This is a genomic window from Desulfovibrio sp. SGI.169 (assembly GCF_050313595.1).
Lineage (GTDB): Bacteria > Desulfobacterota > Desulfovibrionia > Desulfovibrionales > Desulfovibrionaceae > Desulfovibrio.
Window position 1 is genome coordinate 16,317 of the sequence record NZ_JBNPLS010000010.1, and the last position, 19,963, is coordinate 36,279.

Below are 19,963 nucleotides of genomic sequence, written 5' to 3' on the forward strand. Positions count from 1 at the left end.
GTCACCACTCCAGAGGATTGTAAGCGGTCTTTACCCTGCCGCGCTTCAGAGCAGGCGCGGCCACGGGAGCGGCAAAGGTCAGCGCCAGAGCGTCGGCCAGGTCTGTGGATCGGCCCAGGCGCTCCTTGATGTCCTCTTTTCGCTCGAGCTTGAGCAATCCCTTGTTGTCAAAGCTGTATGTCGGGGCCGACAACTCAGCTTTGAGGGCTTCATCGGGCGGCAATGCGCCCCCCGATACCAGCCAGTCCTTCATCTCCTGCCACATTTCCATGCGGCGATTGATAAAACGCTCAGCCCGTCGTGGACGACCGCCAAACGGCACTTCCATCACCGTCTGTCCCAGCTGGCGCAACCTGTCTATGACGCCCGCGCCACCGCCGGAATCAATAAAGACGGCGGCGGGATCGCGTTGCCGCATTTCAAGGGCGATGCGATCCGCCAGCGCCATATTGTCCGTCTTGCGCAGCACAACAGGTTCAAAAGCCACCAATCCCTGGCGGAAAAACAGCACGCTGGCGTCATCACCGAAACGGGCCACATCAACGCCAAGGACAAGCGGCGAAAATTCATAGTCCACAGGCTTGTAGTTGCGCCCCTGCGCCTCATCAATCAGCGGCAGCGCAATCAGCACATCGTCAGAGGAGGCGCTGAAATCACAAAGCATCTCCTGACGGAAAGCGTTGTCCGACAGTTCCCGGCGCATATCTTCCACATCTGACGCGGGAAGCACGTTGGTGGCCGTCACCGGGTAGGAGGCGGCGTACCATTCGGAATCGCCCGCAGTTTGAAGGCTGACCGCCTTGTAATACTGCTCGGAAAAAAGGTTGACGCCCTTGGGCGTTCCGATGAATACCGCCCAGCCATTGCGATCCGCCAATGCGGGGCGCACGACCTCTTCCCACACCTCCGGTTTCATCTGGGCCACTTCGTCTAGCACCACACCGTCAAAGTAGAGCCCGCGCAAAGAGTCAGGGTTGTCAGCGCCGAAAATGCGCACCTTTGCCCCGTTGCCGCGCGACGGAATGGAAATCATCAGCTCTGACTCATTGACAACGCGGCCCGGAAGAGGCGCTGTGTAATGCTTGAGATAGTCCCAGGCCACATTTTTGGCTTGATTGCGCAGAGGACCGACATACGCAAAAACCCCGCGCGGCTTGTCGCAAAGCGTCGCCATCTTGATCAGATGATTTATGACCAGCACCGTCTTGCCAAAACGCCGGTGAGCCACAAGAACCGAGAAACGATGGCTTTCCAACGCATCATGCACTTCTGAATAGCGAGGTTTGTACGGGATGGTGATGCGCGTCATTTTTGCCATATGAGCTCCAAACCGCCGGAAACTTCAGTTTCCACCACCTGCTTGGGATTTTGCCCCAGGGTGTCGCGGATGACCTCAAAGGCTCGCACGTCGCCGGCCAAGCCTTTTTCCACCAGCGCCATTGTCAGGGCTTCGGCTGTCGTCATGTCGCCATTCCTGCCGTCAAGCAACGCCTCAAGGTGCTCCCTAAGTTCCTTCTTCCTACGCCGCGCCTCGCCGCTCTTTTTGCCGCCGGTTTTGCCGCGTGTTCTTGCTTCGCTCTTGCTTCTAACCGGCTGGAGGTTGTTTTGATTGTAGCCGCGCGCCATCACTCCCACCCCCGGCGCTGACTTATTTTTGCAATCTGCTTTTCATTGTCGGTCATACGTTGCGCCAGTTCGCGCATCTGCTCATTAATCTTTTTGTGCTCAGCCATGTGCGGCTCGCGGAGCAGATAATCCAGATCAAGCTTGCTTTTCAGTTCTTGTAGCTCTTTCGCCAAGGTTGCCCAGCGCTGTTTGTCGGCTTCCCGGTCAGTGTGGCGCTGACGGTTCCGGACAAAGGAGTCCACGCCATTGCCGCCCAAGATCAGGAGCAGCAGGACAAGGCCGAAGACATTACCGTCCATCTACTTACCGCCTTGCCACTGGCTTATTCGCCGTAAGTGGCGTTCCAACGGATGAGCCGAAATAGTAGCCTACCACTGTATCAGCCTTGGCGCTGGCGTAGCCAATAACGCCGCCTATGATGCCAATCTGCGCCGCGTCCATGGCCGCCACATCACCGCTGAAAGCCCACCAGACGCAAAAACCGAACAAACCGATGACAAGTATTGCAAGCAGGCGCGGAGTCCATGAATCTCCGGTAGCTGCCTCCCGCTTGCGGGCGCTGGCTCTGTCAGCCATGGCAATGCGCTCCAAGTCCACGTCCAGCTCTTTAATCTTGGTTGTGAACTCCAGCTCAGCTCGCTTGATGGCCAGCAGTTGATCGGGAGACGCGCGTAACACCGCCGCCGCAACATCGTCCTCGTTTGACCCGTCCCCCAGCCCTAGAGCCTTTCCAATAGCTGACACGCCCAAACCGGCCAGAGGCCCGCCCAAGGCTGTGGCAATGGCTGGAGCCACAGTGGCGACAATATTTTTCCAGTCAGCCATTTCAACTCCTACGCCAAAAGCATCTTTTCAAGCGCATCGCAGCGATTGAGCCAGCCCTTCAGAAAAACTTTCTGCGACGGTTTGGCGACGACTAAATCATTGTAAAAATCGCGCCTGGCCTGAATAACGGCGCTGACAACGGCATCCGTGTCCTGTTGCAATGCCTTTCGGGTCAGCGGGCCGATTTTTCCGTCCACATCCAGTTTGGCGCTATGAAGCACACAGCGGTTATATCCGCGCTGTGCAAACTTTACAGACTGAGAGCGCCCGCAGTTGACGGCGGCGTCGTAAAGCATGGTTGCCGGACGTTGCGGCAGGCAGTCCAAACCCAGCGCATCCCAAAATTCCATACGGAACATGGCCCGCGCCTGATCCGCGGTCACAAGCCGCATGCTCTGCCTGGTCACAGGCAGAACGACGCCGATTTGCTGAAGAAAATTTCGCCCGCCCTGCGTGGCGGCAATGCCTTGCACAAAATTGATGCTTGCGCCGTAAGCCGTGAGGCCGCCCTTGTCTGCGGGATGGTCGGAGAGGCCGCCTTCCCATCGGGCGGTAAATTCGTGGGATGCGAAAAAGTCTGACTTTGCCACGGACTACGCTCCTGCTTGCACAAAAGCGTAGCATGACAGTCAGGGCTATAGGCAAGAGTCCGGGGTATTTTCTGGCTGATTTATTTTCAGGTCGCGAACGCGTATCCAGCGGCTGCTTGCTCCAGATTTGACCATGCGGATATGGACGCCGCAATGTGAGCACTCGCACCAGCGGTTAATGACATACCCCTGGACTGTGGTGCTTTTCACGATCAGGGCGTCCTCGCCACACTCCGGGCAGCACGAAAACAGCTTTGGCCTGCCGCGCCGTCCCATTCAGACTCCCTTCCCGGCAAGGTACCGTTCAATCACCGCCTTAGCCTCTTCAAATCCTCGGCAAACAGTCGCGGCATAGCCGAATGATCGCAGCAGCCTGAGCATGTCGGCCTGTGCTTGTGATACATGGCTCTTCGCCCGCCGTTTCATCTCGATCCACAATCCTGCGTATGGGCCTCGCGGCAGGGCAAGACACAGATCCGGCACGCCGCGGCGCACGCCTTCGGCCTTGAGCAGCGCTCCTGTGGCAAGGTTACGCGCGCCGCCGTTTGGGATGGCGAAAAGCAGGGGCAACATTTCGCTTTTTGCAAACTGGAGATTCCACCAGCGGAAAAGGGCTGCCTGTTCGGCATGCTCTGACGGAATGACCATGCGTCTCCTACCAGTTTTCCGCGTCGGCATAGGCCGCCTCCCGCAAATGGTCGCTCCGGGGCGTCTCTTTATGTCCCAATGCCTTGCGGGCCGATGGGGGAAGATACCGTGGCGCGGCGTGGCCATCCATGGCCGGATCGCTGAGTCGCAATCCGGCGTCCACGGCCATACGCGGCGTCCAGGGCTGGATATGGGCCAAGTCTGACCTTGGGTTACAGGCGCATTTGAGGCAATATCTCTTGCCGTCAGCCTCCCATGCCCAGAAAAATCCGGGCATGTCCGGCGAGCAATTATGACACCCGCCCTGACTTTCCGTAGCCTTAAGCTGCGGGTGTTTTTCCAGGTATTCGGGCCAGAGCGCATGCCGCAGGTGATAGCCCAGATTCTTGGGCATGTCGGGCTGGTTTTCCAGACGCTCCAGCGCATAATCCATGAATCCGTCTGGCATGGATTCAACACGCTTGAAAATCGCTTCAGCGACAGATGTTCCCGGATACGCCTTGCCAAAAGCGGCGTATATGCCGCGCAACTTGTTGGAAAAATGAAACTTATTCACTGGTGAACCTCTCTCCTGCGCGCCTTTTCGGCCTCATAGCGGGCGGCTTCTTTTATCGCCGCCGCGTAGTTCGCCTCGTCCTCCCGCTCCTGCCAGGATTTTGCTTGCGGCGAAGCTCTGGCCTGGATGGGAGCAAGCCATGTTCGAGTTTTCAGGTATCTGGCCAGGCTGATTTCATAGCCTGGATTCCAGACCTTTGCCGCCTTGCGAGCCGCCAGGTCGTCCAGAATCTGGAACAGGCCGGGAAAGACGGATGCCCCCGTGGGGTCGCGCGCCGCCTTGAGCTGCTTGTACTCGGCAAAGCCGTCAAGCGGGCCTTCAGCCCGGATTTCGCGGCTGTAGAAATCACGCAGCTCCACGAACTCCATGCCTGGGCCGGAGAAGTTCGCGGGGTCGGGCGCTCTCTGGTCTCCCCGCTCTTCACGGCCTTGCCCTGACGACGGTTCTCCGTTCCCCATGCCCGGAGGCAAGGGCGAAGCCTTCCCCCCCTTTGCGACTTCTCTCGCGCGCGCGCGATCTTGGTTCACAAGACTCTCTACAGGGGGGGATGTATTTATATTTCTTATCTCTTCTATTCTCCTCTTAGGCGTAACATTCGTGACATCCTGTGACATGGCGTGACAATCCGTGACATCCTGTGACATGGCGGCATGTTCGACGCGCGCTTTTTCCAGGGCCACGCGTTCCGCTTCCAGTTTTTCCCGCTCTCTCTGGAGGCGTTTGCGTTCTCTGGCAGCCTCTGATTCTTCTCGCGCCTGCCGCTTGTCCCAATTGGCAATACGCTGCTGTTCGTCAATCAGCCCCTTGGAGCGCATGGCGTCAATGATGGAGCAGGCCGCACCGTCATCCAGGCCAAGGACAACATCAGCGCCCTCGCAATCGAAACCGGCTACGCTTCCATGTTCATCACTTTGCCCCGCACGCTCCAGCAGCATTGCCCATACGGCCAGCACAGCGGCAACATTCTGGCCCGTGCGGCGTGCAACAACGGCAAATTTGGGGTCAACCGCAGAGCCGATAAACCATTTCAGCCAGTTCATAACTCCTTCCCCGTTGCCCGCTTCAGCAGACTTTTTCGTATTTCCGCCTCATGCTCCCGCACAAAGGCCGTGATCTCGTCCGCCCCGGCATGTCCGGGCGGCACTTCGATTCGTAGCCATCCTTCCGGGTGTTCCGGCGTTTCCGGCATGGGCGTCAGCCGCACGCGCGGATAGCAGTACGTCATGATTTCAGGTGGCCGCATTATCTAGACATACCCTAGTAATACAAAGATATTACTGACTTTTCCCAGCACATGGCACATGCTTTATCTCCATGCGGCGCAGCTCCGGGCAACAGGCAAGCTGCGCCGCCCCCAGCTTCGCCGCCAGCCGCAAAAAGGAGGAGATCGACATGTCCACCATGTCCGCAGCTTCACGAAATTCCTGTTCCTCTGTTTCCGAACAGCGGAAATTTAGCGCCCGTTCCCGTTTTTCAGCCATGAGCAGGCTACCCCTTGCCTGCTGCGTACAGCCACAGACAGACCAGCGCGCCGAAGAATGCCGCCACGGACACGACGAACCACGCGACAGGCTCCCAGCCGTAAAGCGCGATGAAGCTACGCGGCATCCCCGCCCCCTTCGCCCTGCCCGGGTTCGGGCGGCGTGGTGGGGGTGGCTATTGCTCCTCGCTCAATGAGGAATTCGGCCAATCGCTCCCCAGTACTCTTTTTCTTCTGTCTCAGAAGATATCTGTTGAGCGATATGACATTGACTCCAATCTCAGCGGCAAGCCGAGTTTGGCTCCACTTCGATTCCCGGAGGAAAATCTTTGTTTGCTCGCTAATATTCATAGCAAAATCTTAGTTTATTCACTACATAAAAACAAGCCCAAAAAGTAAATGGGCGATTTGCCAGATTTTAGCGCATACGCTAAGAATCTAGAAAAAAGGTAGAAATATTATGGCTGCTGAAAAACTTAGAAAATATTTCAACTCCATTATTGGCGAGGGAAAGCGTTTTTCCACCCAAACCGAAATGGCTAGATATCTGGGGCTTGGGCAAACCACCGCCACGAAGCTCTACGGCTTTTTAGATGGTGCGGATACTCGTTTTTCAGCTGTTGTAGACTGGCTTGAAAAACTGGGGGGCCAAATCGTATTGCCCGATGAGGAATTAGAGCAGTTTGAAATGATCCCCAAGGTTCGCGCCGTCGCCGGGGCTGGTGAAAGCCTGGTTACGTCCGGAAAGGTGACAGGGCAGTATGCTTTTCGTGAGAGTTTTCTAAAACGCGAGCATATCCACCCTGAAAAAAGCGTCCTGATGTGCGTCGCGGGCGATTCGATGGAACCCTTAATTCGGGAGGGAGACACTATTTTAGTGGATGAATCCGAAAAGGGTAAAGAGTTGCGTGATGGGCATATCTTTGTGGTGGGGTTGAGTGATGCCCTGATGGTTAAGCGCCTTGCCAAAATTCCTAATGGTTGGCGGCTTTGTTCTGAAAACAAGGAACGTCCGGATATTGATGTACAGGGGGATGACTTCAATACGTTCCGCGTCTATGGCCGTGTCCGCTGGTTCGGGCGGGTGGTGTAGCAGCCGCGTGATTTTGGTGGGCGGACGTGCGGGAGAAATGATGGGGTCAGAATACATTGCGGCTATATGTGGGCTTGCCGGGGCTGTTATTGGCGCTATGTCGGTTGCAATTGTAACATATATAACACAGCGGCAGGAAACTCGCAGGAGATTAGTTTCCTCTCTTGTGTCCGCTGGCCTTGAACAATGGAAAGAATATTTTGCGGCGTATAAATCCGGCCACATACGACAAGGCTCCACCCTTTACCCGCCGGAAGTCTATATTTTCCATATTGCGCAATTTGCGCCGCTTGTGGAAAAGGCGGGGAGTATTTCTGACGCGGAGCTTGCGAAGGAGATCAGGTCGCATTTTGCGAAGATAAATCTCATCACTCACGAATGCCAGATAGCGGATGCGGCCCGTAAGACTGCACCTGAAACTTGCAACACTGGTGATATCGCTTCCGAACATGGGTATTAATGGCTTTTCTGTTTCAATCCACGGCATGACTGACTCCTTTGCCCCTCCCCGTGAGGGGCTTTTTTGTGCCCGTTGACCGCCCCGCTTCGCGCGGGGCTTTTTGTGCCCACTGACCGGGCTATTAGCAATAAATTTAATACCCTTATATTATTGAGCAATTAGCGCAATTGCAAATATTTTTATCTATTTTTTAGTTTAATTGCTAAAAACTTGTTGCAATATTATAGCGCATTCGCTATTCTGACTTTGCCAACGGGGACTGGCGGCGAACAAGGCCCACGGGCCGGAGTAGCCACAAGCCGGACCCCGGAGGCGACCCCACAAGTACCGAGCACGGCAACGCGCAAGCGGTCAGGGCGGAGGGCGGATGCCCGACGAAGCCCGGATGCAGCGGGAAGCGACGCGACGGCAGGGAAGGGGTGGAAGACAGAAAGCAAGCTGGCCCGGCAGGAAGGGGCGAGGTGGATCAAAGGAGTTGAAGGCTCTGGGCTGCCAACAGAACCACGGGTAGACGCCGTGAATGAGCAGCCCGTGAAACCGACAAATTTTTGTTTCACACCACCATCTTACTGACAGCGGCAAGGTGGTGGGAATGGAACGAAAATTTACAAAGCAGGTGAAAATACGATGTTTAATGCAGAAAAATACGAGATTTTTTCAGCAGCACTTGAAGACGCAAATGAGGAATTACGTGCAGTACATCAGACAATGAATATCAGTCGCATATGGCACAAAAATCCCATAGCGTGTCTCCGTCTCGATGAACGAGAGGCCGAGTTGTGTTGGTGGGTCGGTAAGTTGAGCTCATTGTGCGCTTTGTATAAAAGGAAGACCGTATAATTTCCACATTGCGCGCGCCGCGTCCCGTTATGTGACGCATTCGCAGAACCCCGCGGGGTGACAACCTGCAAAAGAGTTCGACAACCAGAAAAGTGCTCTCCTGTCGGAGAGCGGAAAAATTTCATCTTGATGAATTGAGAGGCTAGCACATGATCCGGGTCTGCATTTACCACTACGACATGGGGGTATTTCGCCGGGCATGGATACAATCCGTCACTCCAGACGAGCTTGCGAAACTCCAAAAATCAAAATGCAAGCGGATTCTCATCCTTGGAGAGGATGATTGGTATGGGGCTAACGCCCCCTCAAGGTTGACAGTCTAGCGCCTGACCCCGCACCAGCCCGGAGCCCTCCGGGTTGGGAACGGGGCCGGGACACCGGCCAGAGCTTTTTGACAATACATACTCGGCCGGTGTCTGGTGCGGCACGCTTCGCGAAAAATGCGGGAAGGAAGTGATCCTCACCGATGCGCGCCGCATGTGGCGCTGGTGGTGCAAGGAGAGCATCAGCCTGTCCGGCGTGGTGTGCTACGGCATCACCCAGGAAAAAAGCAAGATCGCCGCTCCGGTGGATCAGGTGTGGCTTGAGGCCATCGAAATTATGCCTATCAAGGGCGATGCGAAAAATAGTATCATGGAGGCCCCCATTGTCCAGGCTGATTGATTTCTCCGGCAACGGCTACGGCTCCGGCAACGGCTCCGGCGACGGCAACGGCTCCGGCTCCGGCGACGGCGACGGCTAGTCCAAAAGACAGGGCGTCAATCCCGGCCCCCAACCAGGGGGCCTTTTCTTTTGCCCCCTCAATCCGGCAGCCCCGCTGCCTCTTCCACACTCGTCGCCACTCAGGTGGCGGCGGGGAATGGAGGAATTTACCATGCGCGAACTGACCAAAGATGAAATTGCCATTTTGCAGCGTCATGCGAAATGGCTCCAATCGGATGGGGAAGAAGGCGAAAAAGCCGACCTGAGCTACACCGACCTGAGCTTCGCCGACCTGAGCGGCACCAACCTGAGCGGCACCAACCTGAGCAACGCCAACCTGAGCGGCACCAACCTGAGCTACACCGACCTGAGCTTCGCCGACCTGAGCAACGCCAACCTGAGCAACGCCAACCTGAGCAACGCCAACCTGAGCAACGCCAACCTGAGCAACGCCAACCTGAGCAACGCCAACCTGAGCAACGCCAACCTGAGCAACGCCAACCTGGATTTTTCTTGCTGGCCGCTTTGGTGCGGGAGCAGAGACGTCAAAGCTGATGATCGGCTTGTGGCTCAGCTCCTTTTCCACGTCACGCGACTAAACGTGACGCAGTGTTCCGGCGGCGTGCGCGAGGCTATGGAGCATATCCAGACAATGGCCGTCAGCGACCTGTTTTGCGAATACCGGAATGACATCAAAAAAATCGGGGAATAGGAGGATAGCCATGCTGATGCAATCAACTCTCCACCACGATACCAATCCCATCCCGCCCTGGGGCCTGGACAAGGATGAGATGACCTGCGGCAACTGCAAGTATTGGGATACCGCCACCACGGCGGATATGGGCATTTCACCGCTGCGCCAATTCGGCCTCTGTGGTTGTTACGCCATCGAGGCGGACGCCGGGCACGGTTCCCTCGTCCTGCTGGGGCCGGAAAGCCACTGCCGGCAGCACGCGGCGGCATTCGAGGCGTCTGAAGACTTCCTCGCCACTCTTCGCGACGCCGAGGACTCGAGAAATGTGGGCTGAAATATCCCCGCTCCGCAACTGGCGCGGCTACGGCATGGCCGTCCTCATCGTCATGGTGTGGGCGGCCTCAAATTTTCTGGAGGTGGCGTTGTGGCCGTGATTATTCAGTTTAAGCCTCGGCTACGCCGTATGGTCGTCGGCTACCTTCCCCTGCCTGGCGGGGGATGCGGGCGGTTCTGCGGCCATGATGTCCATGAGGTCATGCGCTTGTGGCAAGCCGCGCGGGAAAAGGACAAGCGGCAGGCACAGTTCGGCGTGGCTGGGCGGTGCGATGCAAGGAGACATTTGAATGTATAGCGATTCATTTTATCCCACCCCCCCGGACATTGCCCAAAAAATGTTGGCGCGTCTGGACATTGGAACAATCCACAAGGCGCGCCTGCTGGAACCGAGCGCCGGAAAGGGCGACTTGGCTGAAGCATTTTTACGGCATCAAGGGGGAGACAGGTATTCCCGTTTTGCCGTGGAGCGCATGGCACACACCGTCCATTGTGTCGAGATACATCCTGAGTTGCAGGCCGCTCTTCGAGGCAAGGGATTTACGGTCATAGCGTCTGATTTCCTGACTTTCTGGCCGGATGAGCGGTACAATCTCATTCTGATGAATCCGCCCTTCCGTGAGGGCGCACAGCACCTGCTCCACGCCTGGGAAATCCTGCCACATGGGGATGTCCTCTGCCTCCTCAATGAGCAGACGCTTCTCAACCTGCATACCAGCCAACGCCAACAGCTTGCGGCCATCATTGAGGCCCACGGCGAGGTAGAGCACCTTGGATCCTCCTTCGAGGAGGCCGAGCGCAAAACATCTGTTCGGGTGTCCCTCGTCCATCTACACAAGGCGGCGGAACAGCCGAAGTTTCAATTTGCCGATGGGCTGGAAATGGAGGCGACTCCCACATTCGACGCGAAAGATCCGCTGGCCGGTGAGATAGCCACGCAAGACATGGCGGCCAACCTCGTGCTGGCGTATCAGCACGCGCGGGAAGCTTTCATGGACGTTGCCCGGTCTGTGCAAGTCCTGGCGCACTACTCCCGCATCATTTCCACCAGCTCTGAGAGCTCAAAAGCGCTTGGGGAAGCTGTCTGCCGCCTCATGGATTCCGGAAGCCTGACCTATGAGGCTCAGGAGGATGCCTACAATATCTTCGTCCGGGGACTGAAAAATTGCGCCTGGAACCGCGTATTCAAGATGACAAAGGCCGAATCGTTGATGTCGGTTCGCATCCGGAAGGACTTCGACGAACTACGAAACCAGCATATGTGTATGGCGTTCAACGAGCGGAACATCGCGGTACTCATCGAAACGCTGTTCTCCAACCGCCATGCCATTTTGCGGCAATGCGTTTTGGATGCCTTCGACTACCTGACGGAGTTTCATAAGGAAAATCGCCTCCTTGCCGAAGGCTGGAAAACAAATGATGCGTGGCGAGTGAACAAAAAATTCATCTTGCCGTATATCGTATCGTTTGAATGGGGGCACTTCTCCCTGAGCTTTTCGAATTCCGAAAAGCTGCGAGACCTCGACAGGGCAATGGCATCGCTGGAAGGCAAGCGGCTGGAGCAAGTCAGCATTACCATCATTGACGCCATCCAAAGCCTTATCCGGGAGTGCCGGGAGCACGCATCGGGTGTGGAGGTGTCGAGTGACTACTTTCACATCCGCATTTTTAAAAAGGGCACGGCTCATTTCGTTTTCCGCGATACTGGCCTCTGGGAACGTTTCAATCTCGAAGCGGCCAAGGGGAAAAACTGGCTTCCGGATGACTGTAAGGCCAGACATCAGGACGAGCGCCGAAGGAATCGCATGGCTGACAGGTACGGCTTGCCTCTGACTGGATATGCACAGGTGGGGCAGGCGGAATAATGCAATCCAAGGAGGTATAACGTGTGCCGTTTTTGCAGCCAATGCCCGCACGTGTCAATGGACTGCGCAAACGCTGACTGGTGCCCCTCTGGCCTTGCCGTGGAAGTCTTCGGCAGGGGGCGGGAACAGTGAGCAACACCTGTAATCAGCTGTCCGTCCGTGCATCCTCCCTGGGCGAGCTCTTCGATTGTCCGGCCCGCTGGGAAGCCAAACATATCCGCAGGCTGCGCCTGCCGCGTTCGGCCGCAGCACAGCTTGGCACAGCCGTCCATGCCGGGACTGCGCTCTTTGACCAGAGCCGCCTCGATGGCAATCCGCTTTCCGCCGACGAATGCGCCGGGGCCGTGGTGGATGCCCTGCAAAAGCCGTCAGAGGATGTGGATTGGGAAGACACCTCCGCCGCCGAAGTGGAACGCATGGCCCTGCCGCTGCATGGGCTGTATTGCCGCGAGATTGCGCCCCGCCAGGACTATGTGGCCGTGGAAGCCGCCTGCGAAAGCCTGACGTTCACGGACATCGGCCTGACGCTCACCGGCACTGTTGACCGTGTGCGCGCGACCCAGGACGGTCTGGGCATTGCCGACATCAAGACCGGCAAGACCGCCGTGGCTGCTGACGGCACTGTCAAAACGCAGGGCCACGCCGCGCAGCTTGCCGTCTATGAGATCCTTGCCGGGCATGCCATTGGCCGTCCCATTGATGCCCCGGCCCAGATCATCGGCCTGCAAGTCGCCAAAACGGACAAGGGCCGCAGGGCAGGGGTCGGCACGATCCAGACCGCCCGCGACGTCCTGCTGGACGACGGCGAAAGTCCCGGCCTTTTGCGCCATGCCGCCAACATGCTGCACAGAGGAGACTTTTACGGCAACCCGCGTTCGCAACTCTGTAACCCCAAGTATTGCCCGGCCTATGCCGGCTGCCGCTGGAGGAAGTGATATGAGCCAGACAACCCTGACCCGGATTCAGGAGGACACCGCACCGGCCGTGTCCGTGGGCTTCGACACGCTCAAGGGCTTTGAAGCCATGCAGCGCATGGCAAACCTGTTCAGCGCGTCCAGCATCGTCCCGGAAGTGTACCGCAGCAAGGGCGAGAAGGACTACACCAGCCGGGGAAACTGCGTCATCGCCCTGGACATGGCCCTGCGCATGGGCGCGAATCCGCTCATGGTCATGCAGAACCTGTATGTGGTGCATGGCCGCCCCGCATGGTCGGCGCAGTTCCTGATAGCCACGCTCAACCAGTCCGGCAAGTTTTCCGCCCTGCGCTACGAGTTCCAGGGCGAGGAAGGCCAGGACGAGTGGGGATGCCGCGCGGTTGCTACCGAACTGGCGACAAAGGAGCGGCTTGTGGGGCCGCGGATCACCATCGGCCTCGCCAAGAAAGAAGGCTGGTACAGCAAAAAAGACAAATTCGGCAAGGAAACGAGCAAGTGGCAGTCCATGCCGGAACTCATGCTGCGCTACCGCGCCGCCGCCTGGTTCGTCCGCGCCTATGCGCCGGAAATCGCAATGGGCCTCCAGACCGTCGAGGAAGCGCGCGACGCGGTTATCACCGTGGAGCCTGTCCACTCCGGCGAGACCATGACGCTGGATGACGTGCGGCCCACGCCAGGGACGGAAACTCCAGCTTGGGAAGAACCGGCCGCGCCGGAACCGCCGCAGGCTGCTCCTGCATCTGAATCCCCCAGGGCCGAATCGGAACGGAACAAGGCTTCCGGCAAGCGCGCCGCCCCTGTCTCCGGAAAGAAGGAGGCTGCCCCCGCCGAAAACGAGCCGTCCGCCGCTCCACAGCCGGCGCCGGAACCGAAGGCCGCTGCGACCGAACGCCAGTACCCCTGCCCCCGTAAGGACGGCGCTCTGGTGGAAGACGAGGATTGCTTCCACTGTCCCGAACGCGACGGATGCCCCGAGCGCTGAATCTTCCTCCCAACGCCGCGCCCGCCCGGCATAACAGGCGGGCAAAAATCATTCAATCATAAGGAGAACCAATGAACATCGATGATCTGACCATTGGCGAGGCAAAACTCTTCGGCAACGAATCGCCGTCCGTAAAAACCTCAACTCTGGACAACTTTGCCAACGGTCAAAATGTTGTCGTCCGCACCCTCTCTGCCGGCGTCTGGTGCGGTACGTTGACGTGCGCGTGCTTGACGTCAGGGAGATGCGTAACAAATCCGCTCCCGCCGCCGTGGAGACCCTGGCGAGATCCTAGCCGGGGTGGAGTGTAACGGGGTGTGTATCGAACCTTAGCACATGGGGCGCCATCCCCACATCTGGGTAGCCCGCCGGGCGGCGTTGTTGCCCGGCATCAATCTCTCCTCCCCTCTGACTTCCCGCGTCCCCGGACGCGGGGAGGATTGAGCGGAGGCGCGGACTAGACGGTAGTTGCGCGCGTAAAACCAGGTGGAATGTCGGTTCGTATCCGACCCGCGCCCCCGCTCTCAAATCCAGACGCGCAAAATGTATCGCCAAGTGATTGAAGGAGACCTCAGATGGCTATCTGCTACTGCCAAGACAAAAAATGCGAAAGGATATTCTCTGGGGAGGAAATCGTGGGGATCGACCTCTTTGCTCCCGATGCTCGACTTCCGTGCGGGCATAAACCCTCCCAGCTTGTTTTTTGCGCGAGCGCATTGCGAGACGACAAGGAAAAAGCTGCCAAATGGGAGGAACTGGAACCACGCCTCAATGCTATCCGAGATGAGGTGTGTGATATGTGCAGCGAAGATACCCCCTCCTGTGGACACAACCCATTCGGCAAAAAATGCCCGCGCTTTTGATGAGGTGTACAATGAATAACATCGACCTTTCCCCCGAAGCCCTGTCTCGCCTCAAGACGCTGGCGCAGAAGGCCACGCCGGGGCCATGGAAATCCGACGTCGATGGGTTCGGCGTCTATGTAGATTATGAGCCGGTCGTGGAACGTACCTATGGATACGGGTGTCGCAATGATTTTGTCTGTGACCTGAATGATGGCGAATATCATGAGTATGTAGACGAAAAGGAACAAGCCGCCACAGCCTCCTACATCGCCGCCCTGCACCCCGGCATGGTCCTTGCCATGTGCGAGGAGATTGAGCGGCTGCGGAACATGCGGCTGGATCAGGTAGCAGAGGTGGCTATCTCCCTGGCAACTGATGCGGTCAGTGCTGCCATGGGCGAAGATATAAAGCCGATCAAGCTCGGCACGGTATGCCCCTACTGCGGGTATGAATCAAAATCCATAGAGGATGCCAAGGCGCATGATGGCACATGCCCCAAGCACCCGGCAGTCATAAGGGCAGCGCGTCTCGAAAAAGAGGCGGACTGGCTGGCGCGGGAAATAAGCTCATGGGAACATGACCAGCTTGACGGCACGGACAAGCACATCCGGGAAGTACCGGAGCTACGCGAAGCCGCCCGCAAGGCCGTGGAGGAGAACAATGACTGAGCGTCCCATCCTTTTTTCCGACGGCATGGTGCGCGCCATCCTGTGCGGCCAGAAAACGCAGACGCGAAGGCCGGTGAAGCCACAGCCCGTCTGGCATCCAAACGCACGTCCTCCCCGTTGGGTATGGACGGGCTATGGACGCGAAGTCGCATGGGCTGATTACTTTGGCCCGCTTTTCATGCGGCAGTATTGCCCCATCGGCCAACCTGGCGACCGGCTATGGGTCAAGGAGACGTTTTACAAATACTATCCGAGCGAGGGCTGGCCTCGCCCCAAAGCGTTGTACCGTGCAGACGGCATTTCCCTCGAACCTGTGGACAGCGAGGGAATGCGCCAGCGCTGGACGCCCTCCATCCACATGCCCCGCGCACTCTCCCGCATCACGCTCGAAATCAACGACATCAACGTGGAGCGAGTGCAGGACATCAGTGAGAAAGACGCATGGGCCGAAGGAATGGAAGCTCTCGATGGGAGTTTCAACGAGTCCGCTCTTTGCGCCACGGCCAAACACTACGATTTGTGCGTTGAAGATACACGCTGCATCTATGCTCACCTCTGGGATTCCCTCTACGCCAAGCTCGGCCTGGGCTGGGACGCGAATCCCTGGGTCTGGGCCGTGGAGTTCGAGCGCGTGGAGGAGTAATGCAATCAATGATAGCCCCCCTCGAAAATAATGCAGTAATATCAATGGCTCGCAGCTTCAACACGAACACGGACAATTCCGCCGAATGGCTCACTCCCCCGGAAATCCTGCGGGCACTTGGGCCGTTCGATCTTGACCCTGCCGCCCCCGTCGTCCGGCCATGGGATATGGCCGCCCGGCACTACACCAAGCTCGACGACGGCATGGCGCAGCCGTGGGAGGGCCGCGTCTGGCTCAATCCGCCCTATGGGCGGGAGACGTTCCACTGGCTGGCCCGGTTGGCAGCGCATGGCAGTGGTCTCGCACTGATCTTCGCGCGCACGGAGACGCAGGGCTTCCATGAGCAGATATGGGCCAAGGCGCATGCCATCTTCTTTTTTCGTGGCCGTTTACGCTTCCATCGCGTTTCCGGCGAACGCGGAGGGACGGCCAATGCGCCGTCATGCCTGGTGGCGTATTCGCCGGAAGATAGCTCCCGGCTGTATCGGGCGCAAAAGGAAAGGGCACTCACGGGTGCTCTTATCAATTTGAGGTAAACATGAAATTCCCTTCCGAACACTACCCTACCCCCGGCGTTCAGCACACACGCTGTGTGCTCGCATTGACGGCGGTACAAGCCTGCCTCGAAGTATTTCGGCCAGCGGCAGACTGCGGCACAGCGCTCAAGCGGCAGTTGGGCAAGATCAGCCGGTGGATTGAGGCCTGCGCCCGGCAAACGCGCTCCAAAAAACTGTCCGCAGGGGCCAAGCGTGATCTGGACAAGAGGTTTCGCGTCCTCCAGGGGTACATGATTACAGAGGATATGCCGGACGAAACCCGTTTCCGTCGCTGGGCCGCCTTGATCTGGGCGGCCCTTACCTTTGTGGAGGATGCCTGCAACACCTGTCCGGTCTATACGCGCGGTCGCGGAAAAGAGCACTGGCGCTATCTGCGTCAGACGGTCAACACTCTGGCCGAAAAGTTGCGGGAGCTGGAACCCGGCATGGATGAGGACGGCACGGCTATCTATGAGGAGGCGGCATGACCGACAGACTTTTACGGCGCGCTGACATCGCGGCCATGCTGGGGACTTCCCCCGGTGTGGCCGCTTCCATTTTGGCGGAACGTGGCGTGCATCCCATTGATTTCGGCTTTGGCCGCAGCCGTGGGCCGCGTTGGCTGGAATCAGCGGTACGCCAGACGATGCTTGATATGCATCAGGCAGCTCAACCTAAAGTCAAAGAGAGACGCCCGGCCAAACAGACAAATGCGCCAGCCGTATCGCTCACCAACATGAGCATCAACGACATTTACCAATTGACCCAAGGACCATGCGTCCAGTAGCCTGTTGCCGGGCACATTTGGCGCATGATGGAGGAGACATCATGGCCATCCGGTACAGAAAGGGCCGCGCGTTGCCGTGGCAGTGCTACTGGAACAATCCGCTGACCAAAAAGCGGGAGTGCGCTAACTTCCTCACCGAGGAGGACGCCAAAAAGTACGATTCCCTCATCAAGCACCGCATTCGCTTTGAGAGGGAATCGTTCAAAAAGGAGGAAGAAGAGCCAGAGGAAAAACAGACCGTTCTTACCTTGGAGGGTGCATACCTGCTGTACCTCAAGCAAAAACAGTTTAGCAAGACAGGATTACAATGGCAAATGAAATGTATGCGTTATCCTTTGTTAAAAATAGGTATGAAACCTATCAATGAAGTATCACGCAAAGACATTGAAACTGTCATGTTAGATATGCTGCAATGGAATGTAAAGCCTGTAACCGTGCGTGAGTATCTTAAGGTACTGAGAACTGTCTTAAACTGGTGCAAGACTGAAATGTTTTGCGGACACATAGATTTCCCTAAATTGCCTCCGGCAAAATATGAAAAATTCATCCCGCCAACGCCGGAAGAAATACGGGAAATACTCAACAGTGCATCACCGCATATTAAGCGCGTTATTGTTATCGGTTCGCAACTTGGTGTACGCGTGGGAGAAAGCGAGCTATTGAGGCTAACATGGTCTGATGTAGACTTGGAACGCTGTGTTGTACGCGTCCATGGAGCGAAAAAGAACCCTAACGCGCCCTGGCGGGAAATACCTATCCGTCGTAGCCTGCTGCCAATTTTTCGTCAGTGGCAAGCAGAAGATGCCGCGCAAGGCATTATTTATCTTGTGCATTATAAGAACGGCCCTATCCGTAGGATTTGGCATGCGTGGCATAACACGTTACGCCGAGCAGGAATTATCCGCCGCATCCGTCCTTATGATCTGCGCCATGCTTTCGGCACTGAGCTGGTAGCAGCGGGGGTAGATGTGGGGACAGTGGCAAGCCTTATGGGGCACAGTAATCCGACAATGCTTTTAACGCACTATCAATACGTCATGGATAAACAAAAAAGAGCTGCGGTTGAATCACTCCCTGACGTGCCAATATGTGCCCAAAATGCATGTGCCCAAAGCGATGGGTATCAATAACTTGTGTAATTACACAATGATACAAGCGGTACAGATGGGCCATGCTGGCCCAGCGCCTGCCCGGCATTCTGCCGCCGCTTTCGTTTGAAGAGGCGCTGGAAGTCACCAAGGTTTACAGCGTGGCGGGCCATCTGCCGCCGGAAAGCGGGCTTGTTTCGGCGCGGCCGTTCCGCTCGCCGCACCATACCGTGTCGGATGTGGCCCTGGTGGGCGGCGGCAGGCAGCCGCGCCCGGGCGAGGTCAGCCTGGCCCATCGCGGCGTGCTCTTTCTTGACGAATTGCCGGAATACGGCAAAGCCGCTCTGGAGGCCCTGCGCCAGCCATTGGAAGACGGCGTGGTGACGGTGGCCCGCGCGGCGGGCAGCGTCACCTACCCGGCGGCCTGCATGCTGGTGGCGGCCATGAATCCCTGCCCCTGCGGCTATCAGGGCGACCCCGCGCATGCCTGCACCTGCCGGCCCGAACAACTGGCCCGCTACCGCAACAAACTTTCCGGCCCGCTGCTGGATCGCATTGATCTGCATGTGGAAGTGCCCGCCGTGCCGTATGCGGAGCTGCGCGCGGCAACGGGCGGCATCTCTTCGGCGCGGATGCGGCAACGGGTGCTGGCCGCGCGGGCCGTGCAGGCAGAGCGCTTTGCCGGGCTTGCCATCCGCTGCAATGCGGAACTTTGCGGCGGCCCGCTGGAGCGGCATTGCGCGCTGGATGCCGCCGGCCACAACCTGATGGAGGCGGCCATGCGCCGTCTTGGGCTTTCCGCGCGGGCATACACGCGCGTGCTGCGCCTGGCCCGCACCATTGCCGATCTGGCGGGTGACGAGCGCATCCGGCAGGAGCATCTGGCTGAGGCCGTGGCCCTGCGTGTGCTGGATCGCGGCGGCGCGGAGCGCTGACGCGCGTTTGCCCGCCATGCTGAAGCCCGGCGCGCGAGCGCAGCGCCCCGCGCCCGGACTGTCGCGCGTTTGCAGCTCGCGCCGCGCGGGGCTGCGGGTCAGGGGTTCTGGGCCAGAATCAGCTCCACTTCATCCACGCTGAGCCCGGCGTTGCGGGCGATCTGACGGCTGGAAAGGCCCTTGCGGCGGCCGTTGAGAATGATTTCACGCAAAAATTGCGGCGAGCGGCAGATGCCCTCGGCCTGCTCCAGCAGGCGGCGCAACTCTTGGGCGCGTTCCTCCAGCTTTTCGTCCAGGCTGCGCAGTTCGGCCTGACGCTGGGCGAAGGTGGCCACGATTTCCCGCTCCAGACGGGCGTTCATTTCAATGCGGGCCAGCAGATTTTCCTGATTGTCCTGCAGGGTGTTGAGCAGGCCCTCGGAGCGGCGCAGGCGCAGATAAAAGAAGAGCACCCCGCCCAGGATAAGCAGTTCCAGCAGGGAGAGGGCAATAATCAGCGTGAAAAAAAGCGTATCGTTCATACCTTGACGTTCAGCAGATTGCCCACCAGCGGCGAAGAGACGCGCGGCTCATCGCCTTCGGCCTCGCGCGGCGGCCTTCTGCGGCGACGGTTGCCGAAGCGCGCGCCGCCGCGCCCGTCGGGCGAGATATTGGGTTCTTCGGTTTTTTCCGTTTTTTCGATCTGTTGTTGTTCCTGTCGGGCCATTTCCGCGGCCAGAACGCGCGACATGGCCAGCGAGGCCTGGGGGGCCACGACGGCGGCATTGGCCAAAGGCGCGGCCAGCCCCGTCTGGGCGTAGAGCACGGCCATAGTGGCGTCAACGCTCATGGC

General features: G+C 58.0%; 27 protein-coding genes and 1 pseudogene. 15 read left to right on the plus strand and 13 right to left on the minus strand.

Annotated features, from left to right (window positions below):
• Window position 1 precedes the first annotated feature (1 nt).
• From ACQRA4_RS06900 to ACQRA4_RS06945, 10 genes are all read right to left on the minus strand, one after another.
• A complete protein-coding gene (locus tag ACQRA4_RS06900) occupies window positions 2–1,318 on the minus strand; it encodes a hypothetical protein (RefSeq protein WP_427822360.1) in 1,317 nt (438 codons plus the stop codon).
• Complete coding sequence (locus ACQRA4_RS06905; protein ID WP_427822361.1) at window positions 1,306–1,626, minus strand: DUF5681 domain-containing protein; 321 nt, start codon at window positions 1,624–1,626, stop codon at window positions 1,306–1,308. Before ACQRA4_RS06905 ends, ACQRA4_RS06900 begins: the two co-directional genes overlap by 13 nt.
• On the minus strand, window positions 1,626–1,925 hold the full coding sequence (locus tag ACQRA4_RS06910; protein ID WP_427822362.1) for a hypothetical protein: 300 nt from the start codon (window positions 1,923–1,925) through the stop codon (window positions 1,626–1,628). The genes ACQRA4_RS06905 and ACQRA4_RS06910 overlap by 1 nt, the downstream gene beginning before the upstream one ends.
• A gap of 4 nt (window positions 1,926–1,929) precedes the next feature.
• On the minus strand, window positions 1,930–2,451 hold the full coding sequence (locus ACQRA4_RS06915) for a hypothetical protein (RefSeq protein WP_427822363.1): 522 nt from the start codon (window positions 2,449–2,451) through the stop codon (window positions 1,930–1,932).
• 8 nt (window positions 2,452–2,459) lie between these two features.
• On the minus strand, window positions 2,460–3,041 hold the full coding sequence (locus ACQRA4_RS06920; protein WP_427822364.1) for a glycoside hydrolase family 108 protein: 582 nt from the start codon (window positions 3,039–3,041) through the stop codon (window positions 2,460–2,462).
• Window positions 3,042–3,317: 276 nt separating this feature from the next.
• Window positions 3,318–3,689 carry a VRR-NUC domain-containing protein gene (locus tag ACQRA4_RS06925; protein WP_427822365.1) on the minus strand — a complete coding sequence of 124 codons (372 nt, stop codon included), beginning with the start codon at window positions 3,687–3,689 and terminating at the stop codon, window positions 3,318–3,320.
• Between the two features lie 7 nt (window positions 3,690–3,696).
• The gene (locus ACQRA4_RS06930; protein ID WP_427822366.1) at window positions 3,697–4,245 is read right to left on the minus strand and encodes a hypothetical protein; all 549 of its coding nucleotides are present in this window, start codon (window positions 4,243–4,245) and stop codon (window positions 3,697–3,699) included.
• Window positions 4,242–5,285, minus strand: coding sequence for a hypothetical protein (locus ACQRA4_RS06935; protein WP_427822367.1), 1,044 nt, complete (start codon window positions 5,283–5,285; stop codon window positions 4,242–4,244). The genes ACQRA4_RS06930 and ACQRA4_RS06935 overlap by 4 nt, the downstream gene beginning before the upstream one ends.
• On the minus strand, window positions 5,282–5,470 hold the full coding sequence (locus ACQRA4_RS06940) for a hypothetical protein (RefSeq protein WP_427822368.1): 189 nt from the start codon (window positions 5,468–5,470) through the stop codon (window positions 5,282–5,284). The genes ACQRA4_RS06935 and ACQRA4_RS06940 overlap by 4 nt, the downstream gene beginning before the upstream one ends.
• 49 nt (window positions 5,471–5,519) lie before the next feature.
• The gene (locus ACQRA4_RS06945; protein ID WP_427822369.1) at window positions 5,520–5,726 is read right to left on the minus strand and encodes a plasmid mobilization protein; all 207 of its coding nucleotides are present in this window, start codon (window positions 5,724–5,726) and stop codon (window positions 5,520–5,522) included.
• Window positions 5,727–6,185: 459 nt separating this feature from the next.
• Between ACQRA4_RS06945 and ACQRA4_RS06950 the strand changes: the two genes are divergently transcribed.
• Window positions 6,186–6,818 carry a S24 family peptidase gene (locus ACQRA4_RS06950; RefSeq protein ID WP_427822370.1) on the plus strand — a complete coding sequence of 211 codons (633 nt, stop codon included), beginning with the start codon at window positions 6,186–6,188 and terminating at the stop codon, window positions 6,816–6,818.
• Window positions 6,819–6,969: 151 nt separating this feature from the next.
• Here ACQRA4_RS06950 and ACQRA4_RS06955 read toward each other — a convergent pair whose 3' ends face one another.
• The gene (locus ACQRA4_RS06955) at window positions 6,970–7,305 is read right to left on the minus strand and encodes a hypothetical protein (RefSeq protein ID WP_427822371.1); all 336 of its coding nucleotides are present in this window, start codon (window positions 7,303–7,305) and stop codon (window positions 6,970–6,972) included.
• Window positions 7,306–8,475: 1,170 nt separating this feature from the next.
• On the opposite strand from ACQRA4_RS06955, the gene ACQRA4_RS06960 reads away from it, so the two are divergent.
• The 14 genes and pseudogenes from ACQRA4_RS06960 to ACQRA4_RS07025 all read left to right on the plus strand — a co-directional run.
• Entirely contained in the window at window positions 8,476–8,781 is a 306-nt protein-coding gene (locus ACQRA4_RS06960) for a DUF6948 domain-containing protein (protein ID WP_427822372.1), read from the plus strand.
• 211 nt (window positions 8,782–8,992) lie between these two features.
• The gene (locus ACQRA4_RS06965; RefSeq protein WP_427822373.1) at window positions 8,993–9,532 is read left to right on the plus strand and encodes a pentapeptide repeat-containing protein; all 540 of its coding nucleotides are present in this window, start codon (window positions 8,993–8,995) and stop codon (window positions 9,530–9,532) included.
• A 10-nt stretch (window positions 9,533–9,542) separates the two neighbouring features.
• Window positions 9,543–9,848, plus strand: coding sequence for a hypothetical protein (locus tag ACQRA4_RS06970; protein WP_427822374.1), 306 nt, complete (start codon window positions 9,543–9,545; stop codon window positions 9,846–9,848).
• Window positions 9,849–10,137: 289 nt separating this feature from the next.
• Window positions 10,138–11,712 carry a DUF4942 domain-containing protein gene (locus ACQRA4_RS06975; protein ID WP_427822375.1) on the plus strand — a complete coding sequence of 525 codons (1,575 nt, stop codon included), beginning with the start codon at window positions 10,138–10,140 and terminating at the stop codon, window positions 11,710–11,712.
• Window positions 11,713–11,840: 128 nt separating this feature from the next.
• A complete protein-coding gene (locus tag ACQRA4_RS06980) occupies window positions 11,841–12,647 on the plus strand; it encodes a RecB family exonuclease (RefSeq protein WP_427822376.1) in 807 nt (268 codons plus the stop codon).
• Between the two features lies 1 nt (window position 12,648).
• Complete coding sequence (locus tag ACQRA4_RS06985; protein WP_427822377.1) at window positions 12,649–13,629, plus strand: hypothetical protein; 981 nt, start codon at window positions 12,649–12,651, stop codon at window positions 13,627–13,629.
• Between the two features lie 575 nt (window positions 13,630–14,204).
• Window positions 14,205–14,492, plus strand: coding sequence for a hypothetical protein (locus tag ACQRA4_RS06990; protein WP_427822378.1), 288 nt, complete (start codon window positions 14,205–14,207; stop codon window positions 14,490–14,492).
• Between the two features lie 11 nt (window positions 14,493–14,503).
• The gene (locus ACQRA4_RS06995) at window positions 14,504–15,142 is read left to right on the plus strand and encodes a hypothetical protein (protein ID WP_427822379.1); all 639 of its coding nucleotides are present in this window, start codon (window positions 14,504–14,506) and stop codon (window positions 15,140–15,142) included.
• Window positions 15,135–15,785, plus strand: coding sequence for a hypothetical protein (locus ACQRA4_RS07000; RefSeq protein WP_427822380.1), 651 nt, complete (start codon window positions 15,135–15,137; stop codon window positions 15,783–15,785). The genes ACQRA4_RS06995 and ACQRA4_RS07000 overlap by 8 nt, the downstream gene beginning before the upstream one ends.
• A gap of 44 nt (window positions 15,786–15,829) precedes the next feature.
• On the plus strand, window positions 15,830–16,321 hold the full coding sequence (locus tag ACQRA4_RS07005) for a DNA N-6-adenine-methyltransferase (RefSeq protein ID WP_427822381.1): 492 nt from the start codon (window positions 15,830–15,832) through the stop codon (window positions 16,319–16,321).
• Between the two features lie 2 nt (window positions 16,322–16,323).
• Window positions 16,324–16,809, plus strand: a complete 486-nt coding sequence (locus tag ACQRA4_RS07010) for a hypothetical protein (RefSeq protein WP_427822382.1) — start codon at window positions 16,324–16,326, stop codon at window positions 16,807–16,809.
• Window positions 16,806–17,108: a hypothetical protein gene (locus ACQRA4_RS07015; protein ID WP_427822383.1), complete on the plus strand. Its 303-nt coding sequence runs from the start codon at window positions 16,806–16,808 to the stop codon at window positions 17,106–17,108. The genes ACQRA4_RS07010 and ACQRA4_RS07015 overlap by 4 nt, the downstream gene beginning before the upstream one ends.
• A 41-nt stretch (window positions 17,109–17,149) precedes the next feature.
• Window positions 17,150–18,238, plus strand: coding sequence for a tyrosine-type recombinase/integrase (locus ACQRA4_RS07020; protein ID WP_427822384.1), 1,089 nt, complete (start codon window positions 17,150–17,152; stop codon window positions 18,236–18,238).
• 41 nt (window positions 18,239–18,279) lie between these two features.
• Window positions 18,280–19,131: pseudogene (locus ACQRA4_RS07025) on the plus strand (YifB family Mg chelatase-like AAA ATPase); the annotation flags it as partial.
• Between the two features lie 98 nt (window positions 19,132–19,229).
• Here ACQRA4_RS07025 and ACQRA4_RS07030 read toward each other — a convergent pair.
• Together ACQRA4_RS07030 and ACQRA4_RS07035 are read right to left on the minus strand one after the other, a co-directional pair.
• Window positions 19,230–19,652 (minus strand): hypothetical protein, encoded by a 423-nt coding sequence (locus ACQRA4_RS07030; RefSeq protein ID WP_427822385.1) that lies wholly within the window; start codon window positions 19,650–19,652, stop codon window positions 19,230–19,232.
• Entirely contained in the window at window positions 19,649–19,960 is a 312-nt protein-coding gene (locus tag ACQRA4_RS07035; protein ID WP_427822386.1) for a hypothetical protein, read from the minus strand. The genes ACQRA4_RS07030 and ACQRA4_RS07035 overlap by 4 nt, the downstream gene beginning before the upstream one ends.
• Between the last annotated feature and the right edge of the window lie 3 nt (window positions 19,961–19,963).

Bases quoted from the DNA above. Each gene is read 5' to 3' on its own strand.
- ACQRA4_RS06900 (WP_427822360.1), bottom strand. From the start codon at position 1,318: ATGGCAAAAATGACGCGCATCACCATCCCGTACAAACCTCGCTATTCA.
- ACQRA4_RS06905 (WP_427822361.1), bottom strand. From the start codon at position 1,626: ATGGCGCGCGGCTACAATCAAAACAACCTCCAGCCGGTTAGAAGCAAG.
- ACQRA4_RS06910 (WP_427822362.1), bottom strand. From the start codon at position 1,925: ATGGACGGTAATGTCTTCGGCCTTGTCCTGCTGCTCCTGATCTTGGGC.
- ACQRA4_RS06915 (WP_427822363.1), bottom strand. From the start codon at position 2,451: ATGGCTGACTGGAAAAATATTGTCGCCACTGTGGCTCCAGCCATTGCC.
- ACQRA4_RS06925 (WP_427822365.1), bottom strand. From the start codon at position 3,689: ATGGTCATTCCGTCAGAGCATGCCGAACAGGCAGCCCTTTTCCGCTGG.
- ACQRA4_RS06935 (WP_427822367.1), bottom strand. From the start codon at position 5,285: ATGAACTGGCTGAAATGGTTTATCGGCTCTGCGGTTGACCCCAAATTT.
- ACQRA4_RS06940 (WP_427822368.1), bottom strand. From the start codon at position 5,470: ATGACGTACTGCTATCCGCGCGTGCGGCTGACGCCCATGCCGGAAACG.
- ACQRA4_RS06945 (WP_427822369.1), bottom strand. From the start codon at position 5,726: ATGGCTGAAAAACGGGAACGGGCGCTAAATTTCCGCTGTTCGGAAACA.
- ACQRA4_RS06950 (WP_427822370.1), top strand. From the start codon at position 6,186: ATGGCTGCTGAAAAACTTAGAAAATATTTCAACTCCATTATTGGCGAG.
- ACQRA4_RS06955 (WP_427822371.1), bottom strand. From the start codon at position 7,305: ATGCCGTGGATTGAAACAGAAAAGCCATTAATACCCATGTTCGGAAGC.
- ACQRA4_RS06965 (WP_427822373.1), top strand. From the start codon at position 8,993: ATGCGCGAACTGACCAAAGATGAAATTGCCATTTTGCAGCGTCATGCG.
- ACQRA4_RS06970 (WP_427822374.1), top strand. From the start codon at position 9,543: ATGCTGATGCAATCAACTCTCCACCACGATACCAATCCCATCCCGCCC.
- ACQRA4_RS06975 (WP_427822375.1), top strand. From the start codon at position 10,138: ATGTATAGCGATTCATTTTATCCCACCCCCCCGGACATTGCCCAAAAA.
- ACQRA4_RS06985 (WP_427822377.1), top strand. From the start codon at position 12,649: ATGAGCCAGACAACCCTGACCCGGATTCAGGAGGACACCGCACCGGCC.
- ACQRA4_RS06990 (WP_427822378.1), top strand. From the start codon at position 14,205: ATGGCTATCTGCTACTGCCAAGACAAAAAATGCGAAAGGATATTCTCT.
- ACQRA4_RS06995 (WP_427822379.1), top strand. From the start codon at position 14,504: ATGAATAACATCGACCTTTCCCCCGAAGCCCTGTCTCGCCTCAAGACG.
- ACQRA4_RS07000 (WP_427822380.1), top strand. From the start codon at position 15,135: ATGACTGAGCGTCCCATCCTTTTTTCCGACGGCATGGTGCGCGCCATC.
- ACQRA4_RS07005 (WP_427822381.1), top strand. From the start codon at position 15,830: ATGGCTCGCAGCTTCAACACGAACACGGACAATTCCGCCGAATGGCTC.
- ACQRA4_RS07010 (WP_427822382.1), top strand. From the start codon at position 16,324: ATGAAATTCCCTTCCGAACACTACCCTACCCCCGGCGTTCAGCACACA.
- ACQRA4_RS07015 (WP_427822383.1), top strand. From the start codon at position 16,806: ATGACCGACAGACTTTTACGGCGCGCTGACATCGCGGCCATGCTGGGG.
- ACQRA4_RS07020 (WP_427822384.1), top strand. From the start codon at position 17,150: ATGGCCATCCGGTACAGAAAGGGCCGCGCGTTGCCGTGGCAGTGCTAC.
- ACQRA4_RS07030 (WP_427822385.1), bottom strand. From the start codon at position 19,652: ATGAACGATACGCTTTTTTTCACGCTGATTATTGCCCTCTCCCTGCTG.
- ACQRA4_RS07035 (WP_427822386.1), bottom strand. From the start codon at position 19,960: ATGAGCGTTGACGCCACTATGGCCGTGCTCTACGCCCAGACGGGGCTG.